The organism is Actinomycetes bacterium (genome assembly GCA_022396035.1).
Classification (GTDB): Bacteria; Actinomycetota; Humimicrobiia; order Humimicrobiales; family Humimicrobiaceae; genus Halolacustris.
Window position 1 is genome coordinate 123,969 of record JAIOXO010000001.1, and the last position, 26,629, is coordinate 150,597.

Here is a 26,629-nt window from a genome sequence, read left to right on the forward strand (position 1 = left end):
TTGCTTTTCAAAAGGCATAAGCAGCTCCTTCCGGCCCCAGGATAGCTGAATTAGAGATAAGGAAAGTCAAAGAAAACTTGACCGAAGGGGTTTTTCTATGACCATAGGCCGGATGCCAGAAGCAAACAGTAAAGGTATCTAGGAGCAATCGTTTTTGTCCTTACCACCCTGAAGTTTTAGGGCTGCAGAACAGGAGATATGAATTAATGAATGAAAAGACTAAGAGAAAGACCCTCATCACATTCTATTTTATTTTTGTGCTTTTCGGGGTATCTATCATAATAATAGATCCGCTGGTCCCGGTTATCGCAGAAAAAATAGATGTGGGTTTTGACAGCATGGGCAATGCCCTTTTCATAGGGTCTATAGCTGCCTTAATTGCTAATATAATATCAGGCAGACTATCGGACAGGGTAGACATAAAGAAACTGGTGCTTCTGGGGCTCTTCTTGCTTTTCTTGGGTTTTACTATGTTCGGTTTATATCTTAATTTCTTTATATTCATCATTGTAACCATATTCCTCCGGGTGGGCTTCGGTACCATCGACACCTCCATACATTCATTTTCCTCCAAGCTATTCAAGAACAATATAAGCAGAATTTTTCTCAAACTTGATATAGCCTGGTATTCAGGTGCGGTGATGGGTCCCCTGGTAGTAAGCGGAGTCCTGTACCTGGATCTACAGCCTGGATATTTGTTCCTTGGCTTTGCTTTTCTTTATGTAATATTTATGATCGTGTTTTACCGGATATGTCCCAAAAAAAGGATCGAAACTGAGATCCCTTCCGGCACCATTGCGGAAAGCAGTCCCCGGAAGCCGATCTTATCCATTCTGAAGGATCCCGGCGTAATTTTGGCCAGTATGATCCTGTTTATTTTTCTGGGAGCCTTAATGGGACTTTCCACCTGGATGACCACCTATTTTTTGGGCCTGGGTGTAAGGGTAGCATATGGTTCAGCGGTGCTGTCCCTTTATTGGCTGTTTTCCATTATTGGCATGATAATAACCACAAAACTGGTCTCAAAATACAAAGAGGTAAATGTTCTTTTTTACAGCTGTATGGCCGGTATGGTGTTTCTGACTGCATTCAGTTTCATACCTGTTATTTATGTAAAAATAATAGCTCTGGCCCTGCAGGGAATGTGCTTTGCGGCCATATTTCCCCTTACAACATCAATTGCCGCCCACAGGGATACCGGTAATTCCGGCACCATCCTTGGTTTTACCATCGCTCTTGCTTTCGCCGGTTCTATTATCTTTCAGCCTGTATATGGCTACATAACAGAGTACTTCGGGAAGGGTTATATAGCTTATATAGCCCTTGGAGGCAGTGCTCTTGGGTTTATTACTGTCTCACTGCTATTCAGGCTAATAAGGAAAGAAGAGAAAAGATAAGGGTAATTATTTTATAGAGGTTTGAACTCCCTCCCGCCAGATTTTTTTTAAAAATCTTTAATTGAATAACTTTCTATATAACTATTTTTAGTAATAAAAAAAATTCTAAATATAATTTGTTATAAGACTATGCAAATTATGCTAATATTTAGACAGTGATTATTTTTTTATAAGTTAGGGAAAAATCAGTTATGGAAAAGAGAATATTGGGGAAAACTAAAGAAAGGTTATCCATAATCGGTTTTGGTGGAATTGTGGTAACAGATGAGACTGCAAGTAATGCTTCAAGATATGTTTCAAAAGCTATTGACCGCGGTATTAATTATTTCGATGTTGCCCCAGAATATGGAAATGCTCAAGAAATGTTGGGGCCAGCTCTAAAGCCATATCGCAAAGATGTATTTCTTGCTTGTAAAACGCATGAAGTGACGGCAAAAGGAGCAGAAAGAGAGTTTAAGGATTCCCTGAAAAAATTAAAGACAGATTATTTTGACCTCTATCAAATGCACCAGGCAACAACCCTTGATGAAGTGAAGCAGATTATGGGTCCAGGTGGTGCTCTTGAGTATTTTATTAAAGCTAAGGATAAAGGATATGTAAAATATCTTGGATTTACCGCCCATTCAGAAGAAGCAGCTATTGCTCTAATGGGTATATATGATTTTACTAGCATTCTTTTTCCATTTAACTGGGCTTTATGGTTTAAAGATGGCTTTGGGCCAGCTGTTTTTAAAAAAGCAAAAGAAAAAGAAATTGGAATCCTGGCCTTAAAAGCCTTGGCAAAAGGTATGTGGCAATCAGACAACAGAGGCAAATGGGACAAATGCTGGTATGAACCTATGGACAGCTTTGAAGAAGCATCTTTAGCGCTTCGGTTTACTCTTTCTTTGCCAGTAACATCTGCTGTCTCGCCAAGTCATGCGGAACTTTTGTGGCTGGCATGTGATATTGCTGATAGTTATAAAGCTATTACTACAGAAGAAAAGGAAATCCTGAAGAATAAGTCCCTGGGCATTGATACAATAACACAAGAGCTGCTGGTTCCCTTCCAGCCTGACGCTTAGAAGTGAATTACTATCCTGCCGTCATCTTCTAACAGTTTGTAAGTACCGATATTCTTTTTTATATTCCAAGGAATATTTTTAAAATCTTTAATTTCCCCAAGCAGGGTCGAATGCTGAAGCTCCAGTGCACTGAAAATAGTATTTTTTCAGCTCCAGGCATATGAAACTCAGCGCTCAGTTTTTTCCAAACCATATTTTTATTCAGTTCTTCCTAAAAATTTATCCAATCTTTTGGGCCGAAACGCTTTTATGCATGGAATTCTTTATCTTGCAGTCCTTGTACAGTCATGGGATATGGCCGGTACAGACTTTCATTAGTTTTCACCATACCTTGACTATAATAAGATATTCTACAACACAAAAAAGTTTGGACCTTAAAAGAAAATAGATTTAGAAATTTTCATACCATAACCCATCTGCAGATTCACCATCACAGCCAATTATAGACTCTATTGGATAATCAGCACCCGGCTCCATATAATTATCTGTAACTGTTATACCTTCGACTGTTCTTTCAGTAGTACCAGCATTGCCACTATAAGAGTATTTACCACATTCAGATATCCCACCTTGAGTTAAAGACAGCCCAGTTTCATATCCAGCACCATCATATTAAATCCAAACCGCGTCCAAATCACAGACTCATAACCCAACGGAATGTATGATGCCTTCTGCCTCTATTCCCTCAGCAGGGACAACCATATTATTACCAATAGCATCTACTAACCCCGTGATATCAACGACCTTGTCACCAATGCACATTATTGAGTGCCTCTATCATTTAATTATACTTCCTTTTTGCTCGACTAATTTTTTTTAGATGAATATAAAAAAGCAGATCTAATTATATCTAAAGATCAGGGGAATTATGAAGCATTGTGTGATGAGAATAAAAATATATTTTTTTCGTTGAAGATAAAGTAAGAGGTATAGTTGTAGATAGAAGTGATTATTAATTGATAATACAGATGATTTTCTACTTCGCCCTTCTGGTTTTTAAAAACTGCTTAAGCGTCCAAATCTGTTTAGAAAAAATTTAGCCAAAGATAACTTTTTTAGTTAAATTAAAGCAAAAAAAGCTTGCTCTATTATTTAAAACGTGTTACTTTTTACATATTTAGTAACACTATTAATGGAGAAGCAATATGCACATACCTGACGGCTTTGTTGATATTAAAACTGTGGTTTCTACCGGAGTGGTTTCTGCAGGCGGGCTAGCTGCGGCAATATATAAGGTAAAGAGTTATTTTAAGGCTAGAGTTATTGCATTAATGGGAGTTATAAGCGCATTAATCTTTGCCCTTCAGATGATTAACTTTCCCATAATCGGAGGCACTTCCGGACATCTTCTGGGCGGAGCCCTTGCGGCAATAGTACTGGGACCTAATGCAGGGGCCATAGTCATAGCAGTGGTACTGATTGTACAGGCATTTGTCTTTATGGACGGAGGAGTGACAGCATTAGGTGCCAATATTTTTAATATGGCTATTGTTGGAGTTTACGGTTCTTATTTAATTTACTGGATGATTGGTAAAATATCAAAAAAAAGGACTATCTTTTTAATTTCTGTTGCTGTGGCCTCATGGCTCTCGGTGATAATTGTCTCTTTTTTTGCAGCACTTGAACTGGGGGTTTCAGGAACTTATGCTCTGGGAATCACTTTAAGGGCAATGGTTGGAGTCCATTTCATAATAGGGATTGGAGAGGCGGTAATTACAGTAGCCATAATTGCCTTTATAAATAAAGTAAGACCGGATCTTATTTTAACCAGGGAAAGGAGCCTTTAATGATGAATAAAAGAGATTATACATTTATATTGGCGGGAATAATTGCAGCACTGGTAATTGCCATGTTTGTGTCAGTCTTTGCATCATCCTTTCCTGATGGGCTGAAAAAGGTCGCTGAAAATCTTGGATTTATAGATAAGGCTGAAGAAATAATTCCAGAAAGTATTTTTCTGATTCCTGATTATGTTTTTGATGCTGTGGATAATGAGCTGTGGCAGACATCCCTGGCCGGAATGGCAGGTGTATTTATCATTCTGGCTGTTTTTGGAGTTGTGTACCTGATTTATAAGGCAGCAGGTAAAAAGAAATAGTTTTTTGCAAATTTAAAAAATAAGGCAAGATGTTAACTCTATTGAGTAGTATTTTAAATATTAGAAACAAATTAATAATAACACTGGTAAATATCTTTTTTATTGTCAGTGTAGCTAGAGGGAGCTATTTAATATTTGCCTTTTATTTTCTAGCTACCCTTATTGTTGTGTTCTTATTTAAGCCTGATTTTAAGCAGCTAGTAAAGAGAGTGTCTTTAGTATTTTTATACCCTTTTTTTATCTCTATTTTTATTCCATTTGCAAATGAAGGCACTACTTTAGTAAAAATCGATTTAAAGGTATTTGCATTATCTGTAACTGATAATGGTCTTGCTATCTTTGCAGCCGTGCTTATAAAATCTTTTCTCTCAATACTGCTTTTGGCTTCACTTATTGTATCCACTGATGAAATGGAACTTTTGCATGGGCTTAGAAAAATACATTTACCAAAAGTAATTGTTTCAATAATTTTTTTAATGTACAGGTATATATTTTTAATAATTGAAGAATCAGAAACCGGCCAGAAGGCCATAAAAAGCAGGATATTTCAAAAATCATATCATACTGTAAATAAGAGACTCACCTATGTTATGGGTAACTTATTTATAAAGTCATTAGACCGGGCAGAAAATGTTTACAGGTCTATGGAAAGCAGGGGGTTTGATGGAAATTTTTATATTGTGGAAAAGGAAAATACAAATGGAAGTTTAAACATTGCCCTGCTTTTAATCTTTATTCTGATTCCGATGTCTATAAAAATTATTGAGCTGACCAGTATTATATAACTTACATTCCGTAGGTTAAAAACACAAAAACCCTGAATTAATTATACTCTTTTTTTATCCTTGTTTTTACAATAATTTCTTTTAAGTACTTATCAAGAAGTGCTCCAAGCTGCTTCTCACATTGCCTAATTTTCTTTCGCCCTTCCCTAAATTGCCGGTAATTTTGGGTAACCTTTTTTATCCATCCGACCTTTTCCTCCCGGATGGATTTAGTTTTAGGCTTTCCGTCCTTTGAGAAGGTTATACGCCTAAAGGGATGGCCTTTCCCCTTATGGCACCAGCAGTTTTTCTTACCGTATCTGCAGTATACCTTATTGTATACGGTATCCCACTTATTAAGGCAACCTCAGATCTATTAGGGCTAAAATTCCTATTTAGGGAATACATCCCTTCTTATGGAAATGAAAAAGTTAGCCCAGCCGACGCCCTGATGCTTCTTGTATGGAACATAACTTTGGGAAGGCAATCCTTGTATATGAACTTAGCCAGTGGGTGGAAGGTATTGATCCTGGTTGCCACAACCTGGGATATGATACAGTAAAATCCTTTAATGATGATAGGTTTGCAAGGGCTCTGGACAAATTATATCTAGCAGACCAGGCAACCCTTATGACAGAAATTGTGGTTAAAATGATAAAAAAAGTGGGTCTTGCTATGGGAAAGGTGCACAATGATTCTACTACAGTAAAAACTTACGGAAAAGTTTCAAGAAAAGCCAAGACAGGCCTAAAGATGACCAATGGAAAGAGCAAAGAATATAGACCTTATCTAAAACAATTGGTATTTAGATTAACTATACCTCAGACGGGGCAGTTCCCATACACTACAAAACATATCCTGGAAACAGAACTGATGATACCACCCATATAGAAACCTGGAACTACTTAAAAGCTATTATAGGCAGCAGCAATTTTACCTATGTAGCAGACTGCAAGGTAAGCACCCGGAGGCAGCTCTCCTACATAGTTGAAAATGGGGGAAGGGTAATTACTACTATGCCCAATACCTGGAAAGAAGCAAAGGCCTTCAAAGAAGGCCTATGCTCTTCTAAGATAAAAAGGAAGCTAATCTGGAAGAAAAAAATTGCCAGCACTCAGGAATTTGAATACTATAACCTGTTTTTAGGAGAACATACTACCATAGAGAGTGCTTACAAGATCTACTGGTACTTATTCAGAACAAAGAAAAGGCTTGACCACAACTTAAGGGGTAAAAAGATGGGCAATGCAGAAAAGAAACTTTCAGGCCTTTCTGAATTGAATAAGAGAAAGTTCAGGGAAGAGGAAAATATAAAAGGTGAAATGGACAGGATATTAAAAACACACAAGGTGGAGGATTTTTTAATTGTAGATATCCTAAAGGAGGAAAATGATGGGGAGAGGCAGGCCAGGGCCTAGTTCAAAATATAAAATACATAAAACAACCCACTACTCCCTATTATGGGAGAAAGACAAAGAAAGGGTGGCCTGCCAGAAAAAGGTTGACGGGATTTTTCCCTTCTTATTACCGATAGCTTAATTGGCCCCAAAGAGGTGCTTACCTCTTATAGATATCAGCCTAGGCTGGAGAAAAGATTTAACCAGTTTAACAGTGTACATGAGGCCTCTCCTATACTGTTTAAGAGAATTGAAAGGGTTGAAGGGATAATGTTTCTATTCTTTGTACCGCTTAAAATCCAGGGGATAATTGAGAGAAAAGTAAGGCTTTACATGAAGGCAAGAAGCATTAACTCCCTGCTTATCTATCCTTAATACCGAAAATCTTTTTATCCCACCACTTCCAAGTATTTCTATAACTTTGATGGAATATCTTCGTATAAAATCATAAAAGATTGTAAGCTTGTAACAGAGTTTAAGAATGAGCTCTCCTCCACCCAGAAGATGATACCTGACCTACTGGATATGGATGAGGACAAATATTGGGAGATGGCAGCAAGTGATATGTGGAAAGAATTAATTCAGGATTTTTGCGTTTTTAACTTGCCGAAAGTAAGATATAATATGCATTAAAGTTTTATTTAATTTAAAAATTTTTTTTATTTTAATTTAAATGGATAACCAAAAGATAATTGAAGTTAAAAACCTATGCTATAAGTATCTTACCAGCAGAAGATTGGATGGAGGTTTTAGCAGTTACAGGGAAGTTTTAAAAGAAATCAATTTTTCTGTCGAAAGGGGAGAAAAATTATCCATAATCGGTCCTAATGGTGCAGGAAAGTCAACTTTAATGCTGAATATTGCCGGTCTTATGGATGGAAAGTGCCGGTCGGGTGAAATATTTATATATGGCAAGAAATTAAATGAAAAGAATATTTATGATATCAGGGAAAAGATAGGATTTGTATTCCAGGACCCAAATGACCAGTTGTTTTCAATAAAAGTTTTTGCTGATGTATCCTTTGGCCTTATAAATTATTTAAATAAAAAGAAAGACAGACGTGCTAAAAACAGGCAGTATATAGAGGAAATTGTAAGAATTAGCTTAAGAAAAGTAAATCTGGGGAATATAGAGGATGAGATTCCCCATTTCTTGAGTTTTGGAGAAAAGAAACTTGTTTCTCTGGCTACAGTGCTATCTTATGATCCCGAAATACTGATTTTAGATGAGCCTTCAAGCAATCTTGACCCCAGAAATAGAGCTAACTTTATAAAGCTAATTAAAGAAATGAATAAAACCACAATTATTGCTACCCATGATCTTGATTTGGCTTACGATTTTTCGGATAGGTGCATAATATTAAACCAGGGAGAGGTAGTATTTGACGGCGATTCAAAAAAGATTTTAAATGAACGAGATTTTTTAAGGAATAATAGTCTGGATCTACCTTTATGCTTGAGAAAAACCGGCTGTATTTAGTGCCAAAATAAAGATTAACAGGTCTAGCCTTCTATTTTAACAATGATGTCACCTGCTGCTGAGGGTTATTTATGTAACTTGTAGTAAATTTTATAAGATACATTTTTTAATATGCTTGCCCATTTTTAGCTATAAACAGTTTAAAGACGTCACCTAAAGCCAGGTTTTCTTCCCTTACTATTACCATTCCCACTTTCTTAATATTTTGCCCCGTGTCCCTGTTTATGTTTATGCCTGTTAAAAGCCTGGTTATGGGATTAAGCAAATCCTGCAGGAAGGAAGCCAGCCTTCCCTTGCTCCTAACATGTTCAATCATAACTGCTCTTCCTTCCGGTTTTAACACCCTTTGAATTTCTTTAAGCCCTTTTACCGGATGGGGAACAGAGCAGAAAACAGTGCTGGTAATAACGTAATCAAAACTCTTAGATTCAAAAGCCAGATTTTCTACATCCATTTCGGCTAAAACAATATTCCTTCTGTTTGAGCCAGCAAGTTTTTTGCGGGCCCTATCAAGCATTCCTGCCGAAAAATCTATGCCTGTAACCTCTGCATCAGGGTGGTAATAATTAATGTTCTTGCCGGTGCCAATTCCCACATCTAAAATCTTTCCTGTAAGGGCTGAGAAATATTTTTTCCTCAGCCTAGAATAAAATAAATATTCCAGGGGAAATTCTACAAAGTCATAGAATCTTGCATTACGGTTATATTTTTTTTGTGATTTTAAAGCTTGCTCCACTTCATTCAACCTAAAACCCCTATAGCCATGCCCATTATAAATATGCTTTAACCCCAAGCCCATATCCAATAGAGATAAATATTCCACGTCTTTAAACGCCTGTCTAATAACTTCCCCGGGCTTGCTTTTATTTATTAACCAGTTTATTCATGCTTCCCATACGGTAGCCATCAATATCCAGGGTTACATAAAGGTAGCCCTGATTCTTAAACTCACGTATTACATCTTCTGTTAAACTTCTATCTAAAAACTTTCCCAGTTCTTTTGACTGCACTTCTATCCTCGCTATACTGCCATGGTGCCTCACCCTTACTTGGGTAAATCCTTTATCTAACAGGAATGTTTCCAGTTTATCAATAATCCTTAACAGACGTTCGGTTATTTTGGTCCCGTAAGCTATCCTGCTTGCAAGGCAAGCAGAAGAAGGTCTGTCCCAGCCAGCAAGCCCCGTTTGCCTGGATAAAATTCTTATCTCCTGTTTGCTTAGGTGGCAATATTTTAGAGGGCTCCTTACCCCCAATTGCTGGGCAGCCTTAGTGCCAGGCCTGTAATCTGAAATATCGTCCCAATTCTGCCCGTCCAGAACATTAGATATATTGTATTTCTTAGCTATTTCAATTATCTTCCCAAGCTCCCCGATTTTGCAGTAATAGCACCTTAGACGGTCATTATTTACAAAATTTGGGCCTTCAAGCCCGCTTTCTACCACCACATGCCTTACATGGTGTTTTTCTACAAATTCTGAGGCCCTATCCATATCCCTCCGGGGAGAAGAAGGAGATTTTAAGGTAATAGCCAAAACTTTTTTGCCCAAAACATCCGATGCTACTTTTACCAGGAAAGAGCTGTCTACCCCTCCAGAAAAGGCGACTGCCGCCCTTTCCATGGCTTTAAGCTCTGCTTTTAGCTTTAGAAATTTTTCCTCCGTAGTCTGCCTATCAGGCACTTTTATCCGCCTTCCCTCCTATGTTAAAGCCCCCCTTATATCATTCTTTAAGTCTACCTTATTCTCTATTCCCACCGAAAGCCTTACCAGGTTATCATTAATTTGCCTTTCTTTTCTCTGGGCTGCTGAAAAAGCTGCATGGGTCATCCTGGGAGGATAGCATACCAGGGACTCTACTCCCCCTAAACTTTCTGCCAGCAGGAAAAGCTTAAGTTTTGATATAAAGCTTTTTACTTCCTGGTACCCCCCTTTAAGCTCCAGGCTTATCATTGCCCCAAAGCCGCTCATCTGCCTGGAAGCAATATCATAATACCTGCTTTCAGGCAGCCCAGGATAGTATAATTTTTCTACTTTGGGATGCCTGTTAAGGTAATCTGCCAGGTACAGGGCATTTTTTTCATGCTCCCTCATCCTCACTGCCAGTGTTTTTATTCCCCTAATTGCCAGCCAGCAATCCCAGGGCCCGGGGATTGCACCAGCCGCATTCTGGTAAAACTTTAAGCGATTATGAATTCCCCTGTCTGAGGTAACTACTGCGCCTCCTACAATATCGCTATGACCGGATAAGTATTTAGTGGTGCTGTGCACCACTATATCTGCTCCCAAGGCCAATGGCTTCTGGAAATAAGGGGTGGCAAAGGTATTATCCACTGCCAGCATAATTTTTTTATCCCTGGCCAGGGTAGACAGCTTGCAGAGGTCGACTATCTTTAGCAGGGGATTAGTAGGAGTCTCCACCCAGATAAGCCTGGTATTTTTTTTCAGAGCTTTTTTAAAGCTTCCCATATCATCTACATTAGCATAGCTGGCCTTAAGACCCCAGGGTGCAAAAACTTTTTCTATCAGGCGGTAGGTCCCCCCATATATGTCATCACCCACTACCACATGGTCCCCTGTTGAGAGCAAGCTGAACACGGCAGCTGTAGCCGCTACGCCCGAAGAGAAAGCAAGTCCATATTTTCCGCCCTCCAGTGAAGCCACCAGTTTTTGCAGTATATCTCTGGTGGGGTTACCGGTCCGCGAGTATTCATATCCCTTGTGTTTGCCAATTTCTTCCTGCTGGTAAGTAGAAGTCTGGTACACAGGGGTAGTCACCGCCCCTGTCAGAGGGTCAGGCTGCTGGCTGGAATGTATGGCTTTGGTCTCAAATTTCATGGTTTCTCCTGTAAGACCAGTAGTTTATCAAATCAACCCTGGTAATTACCCCCACCGGGTTATGGTTGCTGGCAACCACTATGGCAGTGTTGCCGGATAAAAGAATCCTGTAGGCTTCCAGCATATCAACATCCTGTTCCAGCATGGGAAGTGGACTTCCCATAACTGAAGAAGCCTTTATATTCTCAAAATCTGTGCCATCATGCAATAACTTCATAACAGAAGCCTCATCCAAGCCTCCTGCCACCTGCTTCCCATCTATAACCGGAAGCTGGGATATATTAAACTTTTGCATAAGCTTTACCGCTTTAGCCAGTGTATTCTGCGGGGTAACCGCTATTAATGCAGGAAAATTCCTCTTGTGGCCCATAACTTCCTTAATCCTGGTTGTTCTTGCCGCTTTACCCTCCCAAAACTCATTTTCCTTCATCCATTGGTCAGAAAAAATCTTTGTTAAATAGTTCCTTCCTGTATCCGGCAAAAGCACTACTATGTATTTGGGGTTTTTTAACCTACGGGCATAGCTTAAGGCACCTGCAACAGCAGTGCCTGATGACCCCCCTACCAGCAAACCTTCTTCCCTGGCAAGGCGGCGAGCGGTATTAAAAGAATTTTTATCGCTAACCCTTACCATATGGTCAACTAATTGCCGGTTAAAGGTTTTAGGTATAAAATCCTCCCCTATCCCCTCTACCATGTATGACTTGGGGCTGTCACCGGAAAGTATGGAGCCTTCCGGATCCGCGCCTACAATCTCTATATCCGGATTTTTCTCTTTTAAGTATGCCGATACACCCGAAATAGTTCCCCCTGTACCCATGCCAGCCACGAATATCTCTACCTTTCCGGCAGAATCTTCCCATATTTCCGGCCCGGTAGTAAGATAATGTGCCCGGGGATTATTAGGGTTTTCAAACTGGTGGGGGCGGTATGCTCCCGGAAGCTCTTTGGCTAGCCTTCCTGCTACCCCGTTATAGCTTTCAGGAGAGTCCGGGGGAACCGAGGTGGGGACAATAACCACCTCTGCCCCATAACTTCTTAGCAGGCTGATTTTATCTCCGCTCATCTTATCAGGCATTACAAAAATGGTCCTATACCCTTTAATGGCTGCCGCCATAGCCAAGCCAACTCCGGTATTTCCTGCTGTAGCTTCAACAATGGTGCCTCCCGGCTTAAGGTGCCCATCTTTTTCTGCTGCTTCTATCATCTGCAGCGCTATCCTGTCTTTTACGCTTCCTCCCGGGTTAAGTGACTCAAGCTTTACATATATGGTTGATTTTATGTTTTCTGTTATCCGGTTAAGCTTAACCAGGGGAGTTCTGCCGATTGCTTCAAGCACATTATTAAATTCTTTTCTCATGCCTCTTCTCCCCGCAGCCTTAAGGCATCATGCAAAAGGCTGTTTCCGTCACACTTGTAACAGTGGTTTTCATCTCCCCGGGGAATGCCAGAACTTTCTACAATGTCCGCAGCTTCCAGGATTGTTTCCACAAACCATCTGCCTGCCGGGGGGCGGTGGCCTTCAAATCCTGACCCGGGATTGGGTGACCATACAAAAGGAACCACATTAGCCCCCAGGCTGGTAACCGCCCTGACTCCTTCCAAAAATGTTTTTTTGGTCTCAATCCCCATAACAAATACGCCATATACGTTTCCTTCGCCAAATATTTTAACCGCAGCCCTTATGGACCTTAGAAAATCCTGGTGGCTGGTGCTTCCGGACTTGCCGGGACAGATTGCCTTATACAAAGCCTGGTCCCATATTTCCATGGAAAAGCCAATTGACTCTATGCCGGTATCATAATACCTTTTTATTTCGTCCTCTCCCCGCGGTGGAGAGGGAAGTATTGTCCCCGGCACCCGGTCAAAACCAGTATGTTTTTTAATAGAATTTACAATTGCAGAAACCATCTCAATTTCTTTCTGGTGGCTAAAGCACCCTCCTGTGAGCAGGACATGCTTTACCATGCCTTCTGAGAAGGCTTCCCGGGCTACTTCACCTATATCTTTTATATCTTTTTTCTTTAGCACAGCCTTATAAGTCCTAAAAGTTGAATTAAGGTTGCAAAAAAGGCATTGCTTGCCCTTGGCAAAATGACTGCAATAGTTCTGGTAACAGAAAAAAAGGCAATCCTGGCCGCCAATTTGCCCAATTTTAACCATTTTCTGGTTGCTGCCGGTTTTCTTGCTGTAATATTTAGGCCTTAAAATCCATTCCAGCCTGCATATATCTTTTCCCCTGTAGCTAAGCATTAGCCCCTCCGTTGTTAAATCAGCCTTATACGGGGAGGCGCTGTTTTTTCTAAATTGGACAGTGGTGCCGTCAGGCAGCACAAAATCATCGGGAAGCAGCATCTGGGCATGGTCTTCAAAATCCCACCCGAAAAGACCGTGGTTTTGCTCCTTATATATTTCACCCACCCCTTCAAGGGCCTGGGGAGTAGCCTGTATTCCCTCCACCAGCAACTCCGCCTTAATGTTTAAATACTTATACTTATCCATCTTATATGCCTCCAGGTTAAATTTGGCTACTCTGCTGTTTTACTTAATGCCTGTCCGATATCTTCCTTCAGGTCCTCTAAATCCTCCAGCCCCACAGAGAGGCGGATATAATCTTCGGTTACTCCAGTTTGGGCCTGCTCCTCAGCAGTCAGCTGCTGGTGGGTAGTTGAAGCAGGGTGTATTACCAGGCTTTTAGCGTCGCCAATATTGGCCAGATGGGAAAGGAGGTTAACTGAATTAATAAATCTTTTGCCCGCCTCCAGGCCACCTTTGATTCCAAAACCAATTATAGCCCCAAACTTCCCCTGCAGGTATTTCTTAGCCAGCTGGTGGCTGGGATGGTTTTCAAGCCCGGGGTAATTTACCCATTCCACTAAAGGGTGACTGTCCAGGAACCTGGCCACTCCCAGGGCATTCTGGGAATGTTTTTCTACCCTCAGGGGCAATGTCTCCAGCCCCTGCAAGAACAAAAAGGAATTAAAAGGGCTAAGAGCTGCACCCAGATCCCTCTGCAGTTGTACCCTGGCTTTTATAATGAAAGCAATATTGCCCATATCCGGAAAATTGCCAAAAGTTTCCCAGTATTTTATCCCATGGTAGCTGGGGTCAGGCTCAGTAAACTTGGGAAAATTGCCATTTCCCCAGTTAAAGTTTCCCGAATCAACAATCACTCCCCCAATAGAGGTACCATGGCCTCCGACAAACTTGGTGGCAGATATAACTGTGATGTCAGTCCCGTAATCTATCGGGGCAACCAGCCCTACACCCACGGTATTGTCCACCACCAGCGGTATACCTGCCTCATGAGCAATATTGCTCAGTTTCTCAAAATCTGGGATATCCAGCTTGGGGTTGCCAATGGTCTCCGCATATAGAGCCCTGGTCCGGGAAGTAATGGCTTTCCTGAATTCTTCCGGTTTCTGTGAATCAACAAATTTTACTTTCCTGCCCAGCCGGGGGAAAGTATAGTGGAACAGCTGATAGGTGCCCCCATAAAGATTATTGGCAGAAACTATTTCCTCCCCCGGCTCAGTGATGGTCAGCAGGGCTATGGTTTCTGCAGCCTGACCTGAAGCCACTCCTAAGGCTCCGGTTCCTCCCTCAATGGCAGCCATTCTTTTTTCAAAAACGTCATTAGTGGGATTCATTATCCGCGTATAGATGTTGCCAAATTCTTTCAGGGCAAATAGGTCTGCCGCGTGCTGGGTGTCCTTAAAAACAAAAGAAGTGGTCTGGTAAATAGGCACCGCCCTGGCCCCGGTAGCAGGATCTGGTGCCTCTTGTCCCGCATGTAATGCTATGGTATCTATTCTTCTTTTCTTAAACATATTATTTCCTCCCCGTATTAATGTTGCTAAAATAAAAGTATAACCTAATCCACTAGCTAGATGTGGAACATCAATGGCTGGTTTTTTTGCTTGTGCCTGTGTTTTTCTGCCAAATCCCCCAAATTTTCAGAATCCAGCATATCTACAATTTTTTTGCTTACCTTGCTCCACAGCCCCCTGACCGCACAGGTATCGGCTCTATCGCATTTCTGGGGCCGGTTAACGCAGTCCACAAGGTCAAGGGAGCCCTCCAGGGCAGTGAGTATTTCAGTTATTGTTATTTTGGATGGATCCCTGGCCAGGGTATATCCCCCATAAGCGCCCCGGTATGATTTTACTAGGCCGGCAGCCTTAAGGCTGGGGACAATTTGCTCCAGATATCCTTCAGAAATAGACTGCCTCCTGGCGATATCCTTTAGCAGCACCAAACCCTTCCCGTAACCTAAAGCCAGCTCTAGCATAAAGCGGGTGCCGTATCTTCCTTTTGTAGATATACCCATCATAGTACTTCTTATAACACTACTATTCTTATTATTTCAATATGTTTAGTAAGGATTATAATAGTTTAAAATACAATGTCAAGAAAAATAGGCAATTCTACCGTCTATGCCCTTTATATTTGGTATATTATGCCAGTATCAATTAATTTCTTTTTTAGATGCTTGCAGCCACCTGTAGCCGGGTAAGCCTAAAGATTAACTGCAGGTTTTAACCGGCAAGTCTTCTTTCTACAAATTCATACTCTTTTCGTTACTGGGGGATAAACGGGTGGGTAACCTTAAATGTTTTTCTACCGGTGCCACACGGTGTAGTTGAGAACCTATGTGAAAGGGAAAATTGAGAGGCCTTACAGGTGGATACAGGACAGGATTGTAAAGACCTGTGCCCGGGAAGGAATAAGTGATATTACAGGTGCCCAGAGAGTTTCTAAAAAAAGAGATATCAAGGTATAACTACAGGCAGGTCCATTCCACTACCGGCGAGATTCCTTATCTAAGATTTCGAAGAGCACTTGAGGAAAAAGTCTCCCTTTTCAGGGAATTTTGTCTTATGTCCCCGCGCATAAGTCCACAAAAGATATCTTTGCACTCAGGCTTGACAGGATTATTGGTCCCTACAGAAAGATATCCATAAATAATCTTGAAATTGCCGTAAACGGCAAGCCTAGGCACTCTGTAAATGGACGTATCTATCCACTTAATACCCAGTTCTCCGAACTGAGGTTCTGGTCGGATAAAGAGCTTATCGACGTTAAAAAGATCAAAAATAGTGACCTAAAAGCGGTTCACTTTTAAATCATAAAGTGTTCACTTTTAAAAAATTGCTAACATGCTTAATTCTTCTATTCTATTTGTGTAAATTAAATATCCCTAAAATATTACTGATAGTATAAACTCAAAAAAAATTTATTGACTTTGAGAAAAATCTAAAATCCATGCCATAGTGTATAGAAACAACCACCGCTACCATGGCCTTGAAAATCTTTCCAATATGTTTGGGGAAACTAAGAAAACTCACCTTGCGGAATACCAAGATTAATCCAGTTGATTACAAAATCCTTTCCAACTACCTTGACCCAATAGACGAGATAGACAAAAAAATAAAGGATATTGACCGTTTAAAAGCATTGTGGCTTATAAAAGCCAAGATACAGTAGTTTTAAAGCATTTATTATCTTTTGCTTCTAAATATTACCCCCACTTATAATAGAATCCGCAAGACATCTATAAACTTATTTATATAAGAACTAAATTTATCATTAAATCTTTTCTGGTATATTACTAAAGACACCCTTTAATCGATAATGCAAAAGTAAAAAAATCTCAAACAAGAGCATAATCCTATTTATTTATCCATATGAACCTTTTATAAATTAATTCTTTTCAACTACCTCTTTGGGATTGCTAAAATAAAATTTTTTAATAAGCAATGAAACTACCAATATATATATTACATACCCTGCTGTTTCTAATAAAGAAGGGGAAGGATTATATCCAAAAAGTGACCTTAATATTCCACCAAAGATGCTCTCCTTACTCAAAACATTTCCGATATCGTAAATATTATCTTTTATTACTGGCATAATCCCAGCTTCCTGGAATTCATGTATGGCTGTAGAAAAAAGGCCCGTAGCAATTAGCATTACTAATATACCAGTAATTTTAAAGAATGCCCCCAGGTTTACTTTCCTTGTAGACAAGAAAAATATTATTGCCAAAATAATTGAGGACAAAATTCCAGCAGTTCCCCCTAATATAAGTTCAAAAGAATTTACCTGGTAACTGATAGCCCTAAAAAATAAAACAGTCTCTGCCCCTTCTCTGAATACCACAATAAAACCTAAGAAAAAAAGGCTAAATATCCTCCCTTTATCTATTGCTTTTCCTACAGATGCTTCAATATTACCTCTAATGCTTTTGGCTTGTTTATTCATCCAAAATATCATATAGGTCAATACTACTACTGCTAGCATCATTACTATGCCCTCAAAGACCTCTTCAACCTTTCCTTCAAATCCCCCCAGCAGGACTTGAAATATATAGGCAAGCCCTATGCTTAAGACAACTGCTAAGACCGCTCCGTAGATTACATGTTTAACATATTTTTTCTCCCCGATTTTTGTCAGATAACTAATTATAATTCCTATGACTAAAAAGGCCTCAAGGCCTTCTCTGAACGCTATAAAAAAACTTGATAACATTTTTATTTCCTCCTAATTATAAAATTTAGGTTTGCCTAACTTTATTATAATAAGCCTGCATTGTCAAATATTATTTTGGGAGTGTCATTTAAAAATTATCTATGAAAATATCTGTCAATAACATTTATTAAATATAGAGCTTTAAGCGCTATAAAGTTTATATCCGGCAAAAGCTTTATGTACCTACAATTTATTTACCCTAATTCTTTTTGCCAAGTCCATAATACCCCTTTTCCCCTATTTGTGCTTCTTCTGTTTTTCGACCTTTACCTAAAAAAAGGCGGACTGATTACTTTGTAGCCCTAATACTGTACACTTCCCTGATCTTAATTTACGCCTTTGATTTTATAAGGACAGGTTATGTTGATATAGCCGCCTCTTTTTTATGTTTTTGACTCTATATTTGATTTTGATTTTTGGCAGGGATATTACCCGACCCAAAATTATGCTGATTACCGTCCTGTGTGCCTCGGCGGCAACCCTTACCAAACAGGCGGGTATGATCCTATTGGTATTTGCCCTCATCTTTATCACCCGGCATCTTCTGGGCAGGAAAATAAGGGGTAAGCAGCTTTTCAGCAGGTTGGCTATCCTTTATTCGGTTCTCCTGTTTTCACTGCTATGGTATTTGCAGACAATATTAGAGATAAACTGGGGCCGGGACGTACCCCAAATTGGCTACCTTGCTGCTGATATACACCCGGGCCGCAACCTTCTGGAAAGGTTTGTGTATGGCATAACTAACCTAAACGGGGGCATATTCCTCTTTTCAGCCATTATGGTATTGGCAGTACTGGGAATCGCTTACAGGAAATCCAGGATTATTACCATTACCTTAAAAAAAGCTGCCGGTCAAAAGGCCTGGGAACCAGGTTCCTTTCCGGGACAATAGAGATAATTAAAAAGGAAAATATAAATAGGATCAAACTTACCGTAAGCCCTGAAATAAGCAAGCCATAAACCTTTACCATAAGCACGGTTTTAAGTCTAAGGGCCTATATAAAAGCGAATACGGGGAGAGAATAGGCAGGTTTCTTATAAAACTAAAGCTATAGGTTACCTCAAATTTTTCTCATTTGTAATCCATGAACCTGTCAAATACCTCTATAAGCTCCTGAATTTTTTTATCTTTATCTTCCTCGGATGAAGAAGACAGCGCAGAAGCCACGCAAGTCTTAACATGGTTCCCCAAAACACCATGGCCTACTTTCTTAAGGCCTCCGCATACTGCAGAGATTTGCAGCAGTATATCAACGCAGTATTTCCTTTCCTCTACCATCCGCTGCAGCCCCCTGACCTGGCCTTCTATTTTCTTTAGCCTGTTAACAGCATCTTTCTGTATTTCCTCAGTTAGCACTTATACCCTCCCACTATTGGTTTTACTCGTAACCGCACTCCTTCAAGCGGTTTAATCCCAGTTTATGCATGACTTATCAATTTATAAAAATCCATTGTAAAAACCTGCAATGTCTGCAGTCCTGACATTAAGCAGGGGTTATAATAATATCACAGCATAATCCTCATTAATACCCAAGCTCCCCTGATGGGTGCATTATCTTCCTTAATAATGCCCGCTGCCTGTTAATCTGACTTTTAGCCCTGGGTAGATATGATATATATTGCCAGAAAACAGATATAAAGATCGGGCCTTTCCTTATGTAGAACCTGCACTATTTTCAGCCTTCTCCTCTGATATATAGGAAGGTTCAATTTTTGCCTTCCTTATGCGGGTTGAATTAAGCACCACGCTCAAGGAGCTTGTGGCCATAGCCGCAGCCCCAATTATGGGGTGGATTAGCCCCAGAAAGGCAGCGGGGATAGCTATGGCATTATAGAACCAGGCCCAGAAATAGTTCTGCCTGATCTTATTAAAAGTGGCATTAGACAGTTTTATTGCAGATATAATGGAACTGAGGTCTCCCCTCACAAGGGTGATATCTGCTGATTCTATGGCTATATCGGTACCAGCGCCGATGGCTATTCCCACATTGGCCTGTTTTAGGGCCGGAGCATCGTTTATGCCGTCCCCTACCATGGCTACATTTTCAAATTCCTCCTGAAGCTTCTTTATTTCATCCACTTTCCCGTCCGGCAGAACCTCGGCCAGATATCTGCTCATGCCCACCTTGCGGGCAATGGCTTTGGCAGTTCTCTGGTTATCTCCGGTGATCATGACTGTTCTCATTCCCATTTTCTCTATCTCTGCAATAGCCTTTGCCGAGTCTTCTTTAAGGGTATCGGCTACGGCTATAATACCTGCAAGCTTTCCATCCACCGCCACCAGCATAGCTGTCTTTGCTTCGTCTTCCAGGCCCTCCAGTTCTTTCATATGTTGTTGGTAAGAGATTTTTTCTGTCTCCATTAATTTGGGGCTCCCTACCAGAACCTTTTTTTGGTCTATGCTGCCGTAAACGCCTTTTCCGGTTACCGAAGAGAAGTCTCTGACTTCTTTTAAGCCTATATTTCTTTCTTTAGCCTGTTTTACCATAGCCTCGCCCAGAGGATGCTCAGAAGCAGCTTCCACGCTGGCAGCATAAACAAGGAGATCCCTGTCAATAAAACCATTAAGGGGGATAAGGTCGGTGACCTCTGGTTTTCCTTTGGTTATTGTACCTGTTTTGTCAAAAGCAATTACCCTTATATTCTTCATCGTCTGTATGGCTTCGCCTTTCCTGATTAAAATCCCTTTTTCAGCTCCCAAGCCGCTGCCCACCATGATAGCTGTGGGGGTAGCCAATCCCAGTGCGCAGGGGCAGGAGATAACCAGAACGGCTATGGTAGCCAGTATGGCCAGTGAAAAAACCGGTATAGCAGTAGTGCTCCAGGGAAAATTAAAATATTCAACAATAGCTATGTGGAAATCAGGAAAAACCATCCAGGAGACAAAAGCGAGGATGGATACAACAATCACCACCGGCACAAAGTACCCGGTAACCCGGTCTGCAAATTCCTGGATGGGCACCTTGGATCCCTGGCATTCTTCTACCATTTTAATAACCTGAGCCAGAAAGGTATCCTTGCCCACTTTTGTAGCCTTTACTTTTAACAAGCCGTGCTTGTTAATAGTGGAGCCAATTACAGCGTCCCCCTTTACTCTTCTCACCGGCAGTGATTCTCCGGTGGCCATGGATTCGTCTACCGTGCTCTGGCCGTCAATTACCACCCCGTCCGAGGGAATTTTTTCACCAGGACGGACCACCATGACCTGCCCCACCCGCACTTCCTCAACAGGAACCTCTATTTCTTTTCCTTCCACCATAATGCGCGCATTCTTTGCTTCCAGCTCAAGCAGCTTTTTAATCGCCTGTGAAGCCCTTCCCTTGGCCTTTGCTTCCAGATACCTTCCTACCAAATGAAGGGTAAGGATAGCAGTAGCCATCTCCACAAAAGAGGTGATTGGAAGCCAGAAAGTCAAAATATTAAGCAGATAGGGGACCAAAGAGCCCAGGGTTACCAGCGTATCCATATTGGGGCTAAGGTTTTTTATTGACTTAAACGCACCGCGGTGCGTTTCCCAACCGGCAATAAATATTACCGGAAAACCAAGGATATATATAATCGGAAAATAATAGGGAATGGCTACCACAAACATATGTATAGCCATCATAATCATGATAGGGCCGGCCAAGGAAATTGCAAACCACATCCGCCTTGCAGTATGTGACATCTGCTCCATGGCTTTATCTTTTTCCTCTTCCTTTTTTTCTCCGGTTAATTCATATCCCAGGCCCTGCACGATTTTTTTAAATTCCACCTGGCTGATAGCCGAGGGGTCGTATTTAACCGTCAGTTTTTCCATAGGAAAATTGACGCTGGCCCGCACAACTCCATCCCTGCTGTTTAATTCCTTTTCTATTTTCTGGGCACAGCTTGCACAGCTCATGCCTGAAATTTTGAAGGTAACGGTTAATGCCTCTTCCTGGCTTGCCTTTGCATCATATCCTTCATTCCTTATTACTTCTATCAGCTTTTCCTCATTTACCCTCCGAAAATCATAGCTTATAAAAGCCTTTTCAGCTGCAAAGTTTACCCGGGCAGACTCGACTCCTTCCGTTTTTGAAAGCGCCTTTTCAATCCGCTGGGCACAGCTGGCACAGCTCATGCCTATTAATGCTAACGCAATCTTTTCATTCTTTACTTTATTCATATATCTTAAAGCCCCTCCTGCAAGCTATATAATTATAAGTGGCATTTTTTTAAATACTACAGCATCAAACTTCTTTCGCAAATTATCAATTTAACAGGCTAATAAATCATCCAAATAGCTACCAGCCCTTTTGGCCTCTTTAGTCATAAATTGTTAATTACATTATCCATTTTTCCATTTAAACTGTATAGGTTTTCTCTCATCTATACTCTCAATAGTTAATTTTACCCACTCTACATCCTCTTCCAGAAGCGAATCCCCGCCCTCCAAATTGGGAACCATTAATACCCCCATGATATGGGATTCATTACTGTGTTCATGTTCCTGCCACTCGAATCCCTGGCTAACCTTTCTTCCTTTGCTGTCCTCCAGGGTTACTGAATCTGTTATTTTATAATCACCTACCTTTTCGGTGTATATATCTATCATAACTTGGAAAACCAGATAGTTGTCTCCCATTTCCTGGAATGGGTTTAAAAAAATTACCTGAGCCTGTATTCCGTCTTTAACCGGGTCGCCGTTAATTTGGCAAAACTGCAAAAACTGCTCCCGGGATATTGGCTGATTAAGATCCAGCATATTTTCTTCTACCGCCGGCTGTTCATCGGGAACAAACTCATAATCGCTTGAAACCCGATCCAATCCAAATGCTGCCAGAATTGATAATATAAAAACAACCACGGTAATTAAATTAAACCTTTTCATCTCCCCAGTCTCCAGCCCTTTTCATAAAGAGGCATCAACAAAAACAGCAATAGATAAATAAGTGCCCCTGCTGCCAGAGTATAGGTAAAACCTAATTTCATAGAAATTATGACAGCCAATACCGAACCTCCCACCGACATGATACCGTTTACCCCCCATACAAGGGGAACGGCGTTTTCCTTTTTTGCCTTTTTTAATATCCTGATTCCGTAGGGAAAGGGCATGCCCATAAAAAACCCCAGAGGGAAAAGTATACCCACAGAAGTTAACATCCTTATATCATTGGATGAAACAATCCATTTATTCATAAGCCCGGTTAATAGGAAATAAACGGCAGCTGTTAAAAATGGAATAACCAGCAGAGGCAGGTATTTGCCCCTCCATTGAAATTTTCTCCAGCTCCCTACCAGACTGCCTGTTCCTCCGCCCGCCAGCAAAGCAATCAAGGTAATTATAAAGGAGCGGGTGGGATGCCCCAACAGAAGTGAGAACATCTGTATGAGGGGAATCTCGATCAGCATAAATGCTGTGCCCAGTCCAATGAAATAGTATGGTGACCTCTTCATATTGTTCCTTTTGAAGGCAGGTTTGAAAAACAATGGTGCCAGCAGGGCTGCAGCCAGCAGGCTGACCAAAACCATATCCACTCCCCGGTTAAAATCAAAGAAAAACGGTTTGTTGTCAGTAGTGGGCACAAAGTTCATATTCTCCTTAAAGTAATAATCTGAGGTGCTTAAATTACCATCGCTAAATCCCTTCAAGATGCTGTCCTCTTTTAAATAAGGAAGATGAAGCGGGGAATGCATACGGCTATCTATAATCTCTTGAAGCTGCCCTGTTTCAGGTATGGTAAACGGTGATTTTTTAACCACTACCAGCGGCATTAAAATATTATCATCATGGCTTTCCCCACTATTTTGACTGACCATCACAATATGGCTGGCAATCTGACTTCTGTCTACTCCAGCCTCTTCCAAGGCTTCTGCTATAGTCAGGGTCATTTTTCTCAAATCATTAGCATCATGGAGAATAAAAGATATTCTGCCATCATCATCCAAAACTGACCAATAATCCCTGATGGCTTCTTTTGTATAAATAAAATTCTCAGCTAAGGCATAACCCGTCGTCTCTGCAACCCCAGTCATAACCTGGGCAAGATAGATTATATCGTATTGCTCCCCGGACTGTTTTACAAAATTTCTTCCATCCTGGATGAATGTATCAACCTCATCCCTTCCATAAATATCTCCATTGTATTGGGCATATCTTTTGACCATATCCACACTTCCGCCGCTGATTTCAACCGCGTCAATGTCTTTGCTGCCGGCCAGCAATGCCAATACTATATCCTTTCCGCCCCCTGGTCCTATAAGAAGTACCTTTTCATTCTTCCCCATATCAAACGGCAAATAGTTTAAATCTTCTCTGAGATACTCCATTTTGCTTAAATCTCCGTCAAATCGCAGCATCTGGGAGTTTGCCCCGCCATCTATGGTAACTACTTTACTTTTATCATCATTAGAGGTATCAATAACATCGGTCCTTGAATAAGCATCCCAGGACCAATCTTCCAGCTTGTGCTCTAGGTTTGCCATTCTAATCCTTGCCAGTGAAGTCATTGGGCTTGTAAAATATCCCCTGAACCTGCTTTCAAATTGTTCAACTCCGGGCTGGTAGGACCCCACCAGCACTAAAACCGCCATAAAAACAATTGATGCTAATCTCAGCTTACTGTTATTTAGCCTCCAGGCTAAAATAAGGGCAGAGATAAGGGCAAATCCGGAAACAAGCAGTATTGTATTGGCAACACCCAGCTGATTCATAAAAATGACTACACCCAGACTGCCAGCCCCCGCGCCAAAAAGATCGGCGAAGTATAACCTGTGGCTATCTTCCGGCATGATTTTAAAAATTGTGGAAATAAAGATTCCCCCTAAAATATAGGGAATAGCAGCCAGAAGGGAATAAAACACAAACAGATTCATAAACGGCAGTTTAAATATCAGCGAAAAAATACCTATATATGATGCTGATAACAGTAAAAGCCATCCCGGGAGCCGGCTTATAAGCTGTTTTTCAGTACTCTTCCTGCCCAATCTATAGACAATCATTCCTCCTATGCCCAAGCCAAATATAGCCATCGAAGTCAGCATAAACACAAAATGGTACCTGAGCATAGGAGAAAACACCCTGGTAAGGACGACCTGGAAGACAAACATGGATACTGATACTAAAAATAAGCTTACCAGCAATGGCGGCAGGGAAATGCTTCTACTTAGATTATCTCTTTTTAATTTATTCTCTTTCATCAATTAAACCTACCCAGACATTTCTGCCTGCTGTCCTATTATTTGTTAAATCATCCCCGCCGGATAAAGAAGCCAGGGTAAATGCTCCAAGTTTTTTACCGGTTAGCTTTTTTAGTGGCATGTTTTACGTTTCCCATCACCTGAATCGGAAAGGTTTTGGATAAAATTCTTATCTATCCCCCCGCCTACAAAGCTCTGCGGATTCTCTTTAAAGGTCTGCCTGCAGGCAGCCGAATCAAAATAATAGGTTCTGCCGTTTAATTTATACCGATATGGAGTTTTTTTTCCAACCTTCACCTTGCATACCGGATCCTTGGCTCTGCCCCACATAATTTCCCCCTTTATGCTTTTTTTTCCTGTTGATTTAAATAGCTTTGCGGCTTCAGCATTTTCCCTGGATTTCCATAAGGATAAATAATTTCTTTTTAAGCAATTAAATGATGATTCTGCGTAGCAACAACTGTTTCATTCTTTTTTTCCTAAATATTTCTCAGGGAATTTTTCAAACTGAGTCTTGCAGCCTTCTGCACAGAAATAATAAGTTCTACCTTTATATTCTGAAGTTGCCGCTGCTCCACTTTTGTCAATTTTCATTCCGCAAACCGGATCTATTACTTTTTCTGCCATTTTATTCACCTCCCATCATTTAGCTTTAAGTAAAAATACATATTATACCCTTACAGGGTACCTGTATAATACCTTTAATTTTTATGGGTGTCAAGTGCACCATTGCTTTAAGTATTTTTTAACTGCGGCTTCCAGGCTCAAAGTCAAAAACAGAGCCCTGTTTAATCCTATTATACGAGAACAATGATTATAAAAGGCATCTCTTAAAAAAATATCTGCATATTCCGGTTAAGCCGGACACCTGTTCCGGGTTTATAAATTCAGAAGGCCTTGCAGAAAAAATACTATAGCCGGAATTGAAAAGTGAATATAAATTCCTCTGATTTTTTTTATAAGGCAGCCTTCACTGAAAAACGGCCCGGGGGAAATTAGATAAGCCCATACAATTTAAATCTAATAATTAGAAAGCTAAATCATAAGCTCATTATGTTTCTAATTTTTTTTCTTCCTTAAATTTCCTTATTACATAGCCGCTAATAAAAAGAGCAGCAGCTAAAGCAATTATATTTATAACATAAACAACCTTTATTGTTCCGATATATGAACTATCTATCCTGTATGACTCTATAAAGGTTCTATAAACAGCATATACGCCCAGATACATCGAAAATATCAAACCAGAGGGAATTCTATTTGGTTTATTTTTATAAAACCTGTGCATTACCAGAAGCAGAAAGAATAAAGAAAAATTTATAACTGACTCATAAAAAAAAGTAGGATGGAAATACTCGTAGCTTGCATAACCATAGGGCCTGTGTGCAGGATCAATGTAAATACCCCAGGGGAGGCTGGTTGGCCTTCCAAAAGCTTCCTGATTAAAATAATTGCCCCATCTGCCTATGGCCTGGCCCAGAATTAAAGCCGGTACCAGGATATCAGCCCATAACCAAAGGTCTAATTTCCTTATTTTAACAAACAGCAAAAGGGCGATAAAGCCGCCCATGATAACCCCGTGGATGGCAAGACCGCCGCTTCTGAAACTTAATATAAGGGCCGGATGGTTGATATAATAGGACCAGTTAACTGCAACATGCAGGAGTCTGGCACCAATTATGGAAAGTATTATTGCAAAGGGTGCAAAATTTAATATTTCCTCTTCTTTTTGGCCTCTGTATTTTGCAAGCAAATAGCTTACCAACAGTCCGGTTATAAGGGATACGGAAATTAAAATTCCGTACCATCTTACTTCTAATCCTAACACACTAAAAGCAGTAGGATCCATTTTAAATATTTCTCCTTATATATATTTTTGTACCGTATTTTCTAATTTATC

General features: G+C 40.5%; 26 protein-coding genes. 11 read left to right on the forward strand and 15 right to left on the reverse strand.

Annotated elements, in window-relative coordinates; translation table 11 throughout:
- Positions 1-206 precede the first annotated feature (206 nt).
- The 9 genes from K9H14_00630 to K9H14_00670 all read left to right on the forward strand — a co-directional run bounded on the left by K9H14_00630 (position 207) and on the right by K9H14_00670 (position 8,200).
- On the forward strand, positions 207-1,397 hold the full coding sequence (locus K9H14_00630) for an MFS transporter (GenBank protein ID MCG9478696.1): 1,191 nt from the start codon (positions 207-209) through the stop codon (positions 1,395-1,397).
- A gap of 191 nt (positions 1,398-1,588) precedes the next feature.
- The gene (locus tag K9H14_00635) at positions 1,589-2,461 is read left to right on the forward strand and encodes an aldo/keto reductase (protein MCG9478697.1); all 873 of its coding nucleotides are present in this window, start codon (positions 1,589-1,591) and stop codon (positions 2,459-2,461) included.
- 1,145 nt (positions 2,462-3,606) lie between these two features.
- The gene (locus K9H14_00640; GenBank protein MCG9478698.1) at positions 3,607-4,248 is read left to right on the forward strand and encodes an energy-coupling factor ABC transporter permease; all 642 of its coding nucleotides are present in this window, start codon (positions 3,607-3,609) and stop codon (positions 4,246-4,248) included.
- Between the two features lie 2 nt (positions 4,249-4,250).
- The gene (locus K9H14_00645) at positions 4,251-4,559 is read left to right on the forward strand and encodes a PDGLE domain-containing protein (protein MCG9478699.1); all 309 of its coding nucleotides are present in this window, start codon (positions 4,251-4,253) and stop codon (positions 4,557-4,559) included.
- A 29-nt stretch (positions 4,560-4,588) separates the two neighbouring features.
- Complete coding sequence (gene cbiQ / locus K9H14_00650; GenBank protein ID MCG9478700.1) at positions 4,589-5,344, forward strand: cobalt ECF transporter T component CbiQ; 756 nt, start codon at positions 4,589-4,591, stop codon at positions 5,342-5,344.
- Between the two features lie 441 nt (positions 5,345-5,785).
- Positions 5,786-6,214, forward strand: a complete 429-nt coding sequence (locus K9H14_00655) for a hypothetical protein (GenBank protein MCG9478701.1) — start codon at positions 5,786-5,788, stop codon at positions 6,212-6,214.
- Between the two features lie 125 nt (positions 6,215-6,339).
- Positions 6,340-6,741 (forward strand): hypothetical protein, encoded by a 402-nt coding sequence (locus K9H14_00660; GenBank protein ID MCG9478702.1) that lies wholly within the window; start codon positions 6,340-6,342, stop codon positions 6,739-6,741.
- Positions 6,742-6,876: 135 nt separating this feature from the next.
- Entirely contained in the window at positions 6,877-7,095 is a 219-nt protein-coding gene (locus K9H14_00665) for a hypothetical protein (GenBank protein ID MCG9478703.1), read from the forward strand.
- 298 nt (positions 7,096-7,393) lie between these two features.
- The gene (locus K9H14_00670; protein ID MCG9478704.1) at positions 7,394-8,200 is read left to right on the forward strand and encodes an energy-coupling factor ABC transporter ATP-binding protein; all 807 of its coding nucleotides are present in this window, start codon (positions 7,394-7,396) and stop codon (positions 8,198-8,200) included.
- A gap of 106 nt (positions 8,201-8,306) precedes the next feature.
- Here K9H14_00670 and K9H14_00675 read toward each other — a convergent pair whose 3' ends face one another.
- The 7 genes from K9H14_00675 to K9H14_00705 form a co-directional block, all read right to left on the reverse strand.
- On the reverse strand, positions 8,307-8,999 hold the full coding sequence (locus K9H14_00675; GenBank protein MCG9478705.1) for a methyltransferase domain-containing protein: 693 nt from the start codon (positions 8,997-8,999) through the stop codon (positions 8,307-8,309).
- A gap of 64 nt (positions 9,000-9,063) precedes the next feature.
- Entirely contained in the window at positions 9,064-9,822 is a 759-nt protein-coding gene (gene larE, locus K9H14_00680) for an ATP-dependent sacrificial sulfur transferase LarE (GenBank protein ID MCG9478706.1), read from the reverse strand.
- Positions 9,823-9,900: 78 nt separating this feature from the next.
- Positions 9,901-11,037 carry a cystathionine gamma-synthase gene (locus K9H14_00685; protein ID MCG9478707.1) on the reverse strand — a complete coding sequence of 379 codons (1,137 nt, stop codon included), beginning with the start codon at positions 11,035-11,037 and terminating at the stop codon, positions 9,901-9,903.
- The gene (locus K9H14_00690; GenBank protein MCG9478708.1) at positions 11,027-12,397 is read right to left on the reverse strand and encodes a cystathionine beta-synthase; all 1,371 of its coding nucleotides are present in this window, start codon (positions 12,395-12,397) and stop codon (positions 11,027-11,029) included. Before K9H14_00690 ends, K9H14_00685 begins: the two co-directional genes overlap by 11 nt.
- Entirely contained in the window at positions 12,394-13,539 is a 1,146-nt protein-coding gene (locus K9H14_00695; protein ID MCG9478709.1) for a radical SAM protein, read from the reverse strand. Before K9H14_00695 ends, K9H14_00690 begins: the two co-directional genes overlap by 4 nt.
- Before the next feature lie 26 nt (positions 13,540-13,565).
- A complete protein-coding gene (locus tag K9H14_00700) occupies positions 13,566-14,867 on the reverse strand; it encodes an O-acetylhomoserine aminocarboxypropyltransferase/cysteine synthase (GenBank protein MCG9478710.1) in 1,302 nt (433 codons plus the stop codon).
- A 56-nt stretch (positions 14,868-14,923) separates the two neighbouring features.
- On the reverse strand, positions 14,924-15,370 hold the full coding sequence (locus tag K9H14_00705; GenBank protein ID MCG9478711.1) for an Rrf2 family transcriptional regulator: 447 nt from the start codon (positions 15,368-15,370) through the stop codon (positions 14,924-14,926).
- A gap of 992 nt (positions 15,371-16,362) precedes the next feature.
- Between K9H14_00705 and K9H14_00710 the strand changes: the two genes are divergently transcribed.
- Positions 16,363-16,524 (forward strand): hypothetical protein, encoded by a 162-nt coding sequence (locus tag K9H14_00710; GenBank protein ID MCG9478712.1) that lies wholly within the window; start codon positions 16,363-16,365, stop codon positions 16,522-16,524.
- Positions 16,525-16,740: 216 nt separating this feature from the next.
- Here the strand turns inward: K9H14_00710 and K9H14_00715 are convergent, their stop codons facing one another.
- Positions 16,741-17,568 (reverse strand): FTR1 family protein, encoded by an 828-nt coding sequence (locus K9H14_00715; GenBank protein ID MCG9478713.1) that lies wholly within the window; start codon positions 17,566-17,568, stop codon positions 16,741-16,743.
- A gap of 403 nt (positions 17,569-17,971) precedes the next feature.
- On the opposite strand from K9H14_00715, the gene K9H14_00720 reads away from it, so the two are divergent.
- Entirely contained in the window at positions 17,972-18,460 is a 489-nt protein-coding gene (locus K9H14_00720; GenBank protein MCG9478714.1) for a hypothetical protein, read from the forward strand.
- 180 nt (positions 18,461-18,640) lie between these two features.
- Here the strand turns inward: K9H14_00720 and K9H14_00725 are convergent, their stop codons facing one another.
- The 7 genes from K9H14_00725 to lgt all read right to left on the reverse strand — a co-directional run bounded on the left by K9H14_00725 (position 18,641) and on the right by lgt (position 26,578).
- A complete protein-coding gene (locus K9H14_00725) occupies positions 18,641-18,925 on the reverse strand; it encodes a metal-sensitive transcriptional regulator (protein MCG9478715.1) in 285 nt (94 codons plus the stop codon).
- A gap of 297 nt (positions 18,926-19,222) precedes the next feature.
- On the reverse strand, positions 19,223-21,715 hold the full coding sequence (locus K9H14_00730; GenBank protein ID MCG9478716.1) for a heavy metal translocating P-type ATPase: 2,493 nt from the start codon (positions 21,713-21,715) through the stop codon (positions 19,223-19,225).
- 162 nt (positions 21,716-21,877) lie between these two features.
- Positions 21,878-22,420 (reverse strand): hypothetical protein, encoded by a 543-nt coding sequence (locus tag K9H14_00735; protein ID MCG9478717.1) that lies wholly within the window; start codon positions 22,418-22,420, stop codon positions 21,878-21,880.
- A complete protein-coding gene (locus K9H14_00740; protein MCG9478718.1) occupies positions 22,417-24,729 on the reverse strand; it encodes a spermine synthase in 2,313 nt (770 codons plus the stop codon). The genes K9H14_00735 and K9H14_00740 overlap by 4 nt, the downstream gene beginning before the upstream one ends.
- Before the next feature lie 111 nt (positions 24,730-24,840).
- Positions 24,841-25,059, reverse strand: coding sequence for a YHS domain-containing protein (locus K9H14_00745; protein ID MCG9478719.1), 219 nt, complete (start codon positions 25,057-25,059; stop codon positions 24,841-24,843).
- A 135-nt stretch (positions 25,060-25,194) separates the two neighbouring features.
- Entirely contained in the window at positions 25,195-25,356 is a 162-nt protein-coding gene (locus K9H14_00750; GenBank protein ID MCG9478720.1) for a YHS domain-containing protein, read from the reverse strand.
- Positions 25,357-25,780: 424 nt separating this feature from the next.
- Positions 25,781-26,578, reverse strand: coding sequence for a prolipoprotein diacylglyceryl transferase (gene lgt, locus K9H14_00755; protein MCG9478721.1), 798 nt, complete (start codon positions 26,576-26,578; stop codon positions 25,781-25,783).
- Between the last annotated feature and the right edge of the window lie 51 nt (positions 26,579-26,629).

Excerpts from the sequence above, each read along its gene's own strand:
- K9H14_00630 (MCG9478696.1), top strand. The coding sequence starts at position 207 with ATGAATGAAAAGACTAAGAGAAAGACCCTCATCACATTCTATTTTATT.
- K9H14_00635 (MCG9478697.1), top strand. The coding sequence starts at position 1,589 with ATGGAAAAGAGAATATTGGGGAAAACTAAAGAAAGGTTATCCATAATC.
- K9H14_00640 (MCG9478698.1), top strand. The coding sequence starts at position 3,607 with ATGCACATACCTGACGGCTTTGTTGATATTAAAACTGTGGTTTCTACC.
- K9H14_00645 (MCG9478699.1), top strand. The coding sequence starts at position 4,251 with ATGAATAAAAGAGATTATACATTTATATTGGCGGGAATAATTGCAGCA.
- cbiQ (MCG9478700.1), top strand. The coding sequence starts at position 4,589 with ATGTTAACTCTATTGAGTAGTATTTTAAATATTAGAAACAAATTAATA.
- K9H14_00655 (MCG9478701.1), top strand. The coding sequence starts at position 5,786 with ATGGAACATAACTTTGGGAAGGCAATCCTTGTATATGAACTTAGCCAG.
- K9H14_00660 (MCG9478702.1), top strand. The coding sequence starts at position 6,340 with ATGCCCAATACCTGGAAAGAAGCAAAGGCCTTCAAAGAAGGCCTATGC.
- K9H14_00670 (MCG9478704.1), top strand. The coding sequence starts at position 7,394 with ATGGATAACCAAAAGATAATTGAAGTTAAAAACCTATGCTATAAGTAT.
- K9H14_00675 (MCG9478705.1), bottom strand. The coding sequence starts at position 8,999 with ATGGGCTTGGGGTTAAAGCATATTTATAATGGGCATGGCTATAGGGGT.
- larE (MCG9478706.1), bottom strand. The coding sequence starts at position 9,822 with ATGGAAAGGGCGGCAGTCGCCTTTTCTGGAGGGGTAGACAGCTCTTTC.
- K9H14_00685 (MCG9478707.1), bottom strand. The coding sequence starts at position 11,037 with ATGAAATTTGAGACCAAAGCCATACATTCCAGCCAGCAGCCTGACCCT.
- K9H14_00690 (MCG9478708.1), bottom strand. The coding sequence starts at position 12,397 with ATGAGAAAAGAATTTAATAATGTGCTTGAAGCAATCGGCAGAACTCCC.
- K9H14_00695 (MCG9478709.1), bottom strand. The coding sequence starts at position 13,539 with ATGGATAAGTATAAGTATTTAAACATTAAGGCGGAGTTGCTGGTGGAG.
- K9H14_00700 (MCG9478710.1), bottom strand. The coding sequence starts at position 14,867 with ATGTTTAAGAAAAGAAGAATAGATACCATAGCATTACATGCGGGACAA.
- K9H14_00705 (MCG9478711.1), bottom strand. The coding sequence starts at position 15,370 with ATGATGGGTATATCTACAAAAGGAAGATACGGCACCCGCTTTATGCTA.
- K9H14_00715 (MCG9478713.1), bottom strand. The coding sequence starts at position 17,568 with ATGTTATCAAGTTTTTTTATAGCGTTCAGAGAAGGCCTTGAGGCCTTT.
- K9H14_00730 (MCG9478716.1), bottom strand. The coding sequence starts at position 21,715 with ATGAATAAAGTAAAGAATGAAAAGATTGCGTTAGCATTAATAGGCATG.
- K9H14_00735 (MCG9478717.1), bottom strand. The coding sequence starts at position 22,420 with ATGAAAAGGTTTAATTTAATTACCGTGGTTGTTTTTATATTATCAATT.
- K9H14_00740 (MCG9478718.1), bottom strand. The coding sequence starts at position 24,729 with ATGAAAGAGAATAAATTAAAAAGAGATAATCTAAGTAGAAGCATTTCC.
- K9H14_00745 (MCG9478719.1), bottom strand. The coding sequence starts at position 25,059 with ATGTGGGGCAGAGCCAAGGATCCGGTATGCAAGGTGAAGGTTGGAAAA.
- K9H14_00750 (MCG9478720.1), bottom strand. The coding sequence starts at position 25,356 with ATGGCAGAAAAAGTAATAGATCCGGTTTGCGGAATGAAAATTGACAAA.
- lgt (MCG9478721.1), bottom strand. The coding sequence starts at position 26,578 with ATGGATCCTACTGCTTTTAGTGTGTTAGGATTAGAAGTAAGATGGTAC.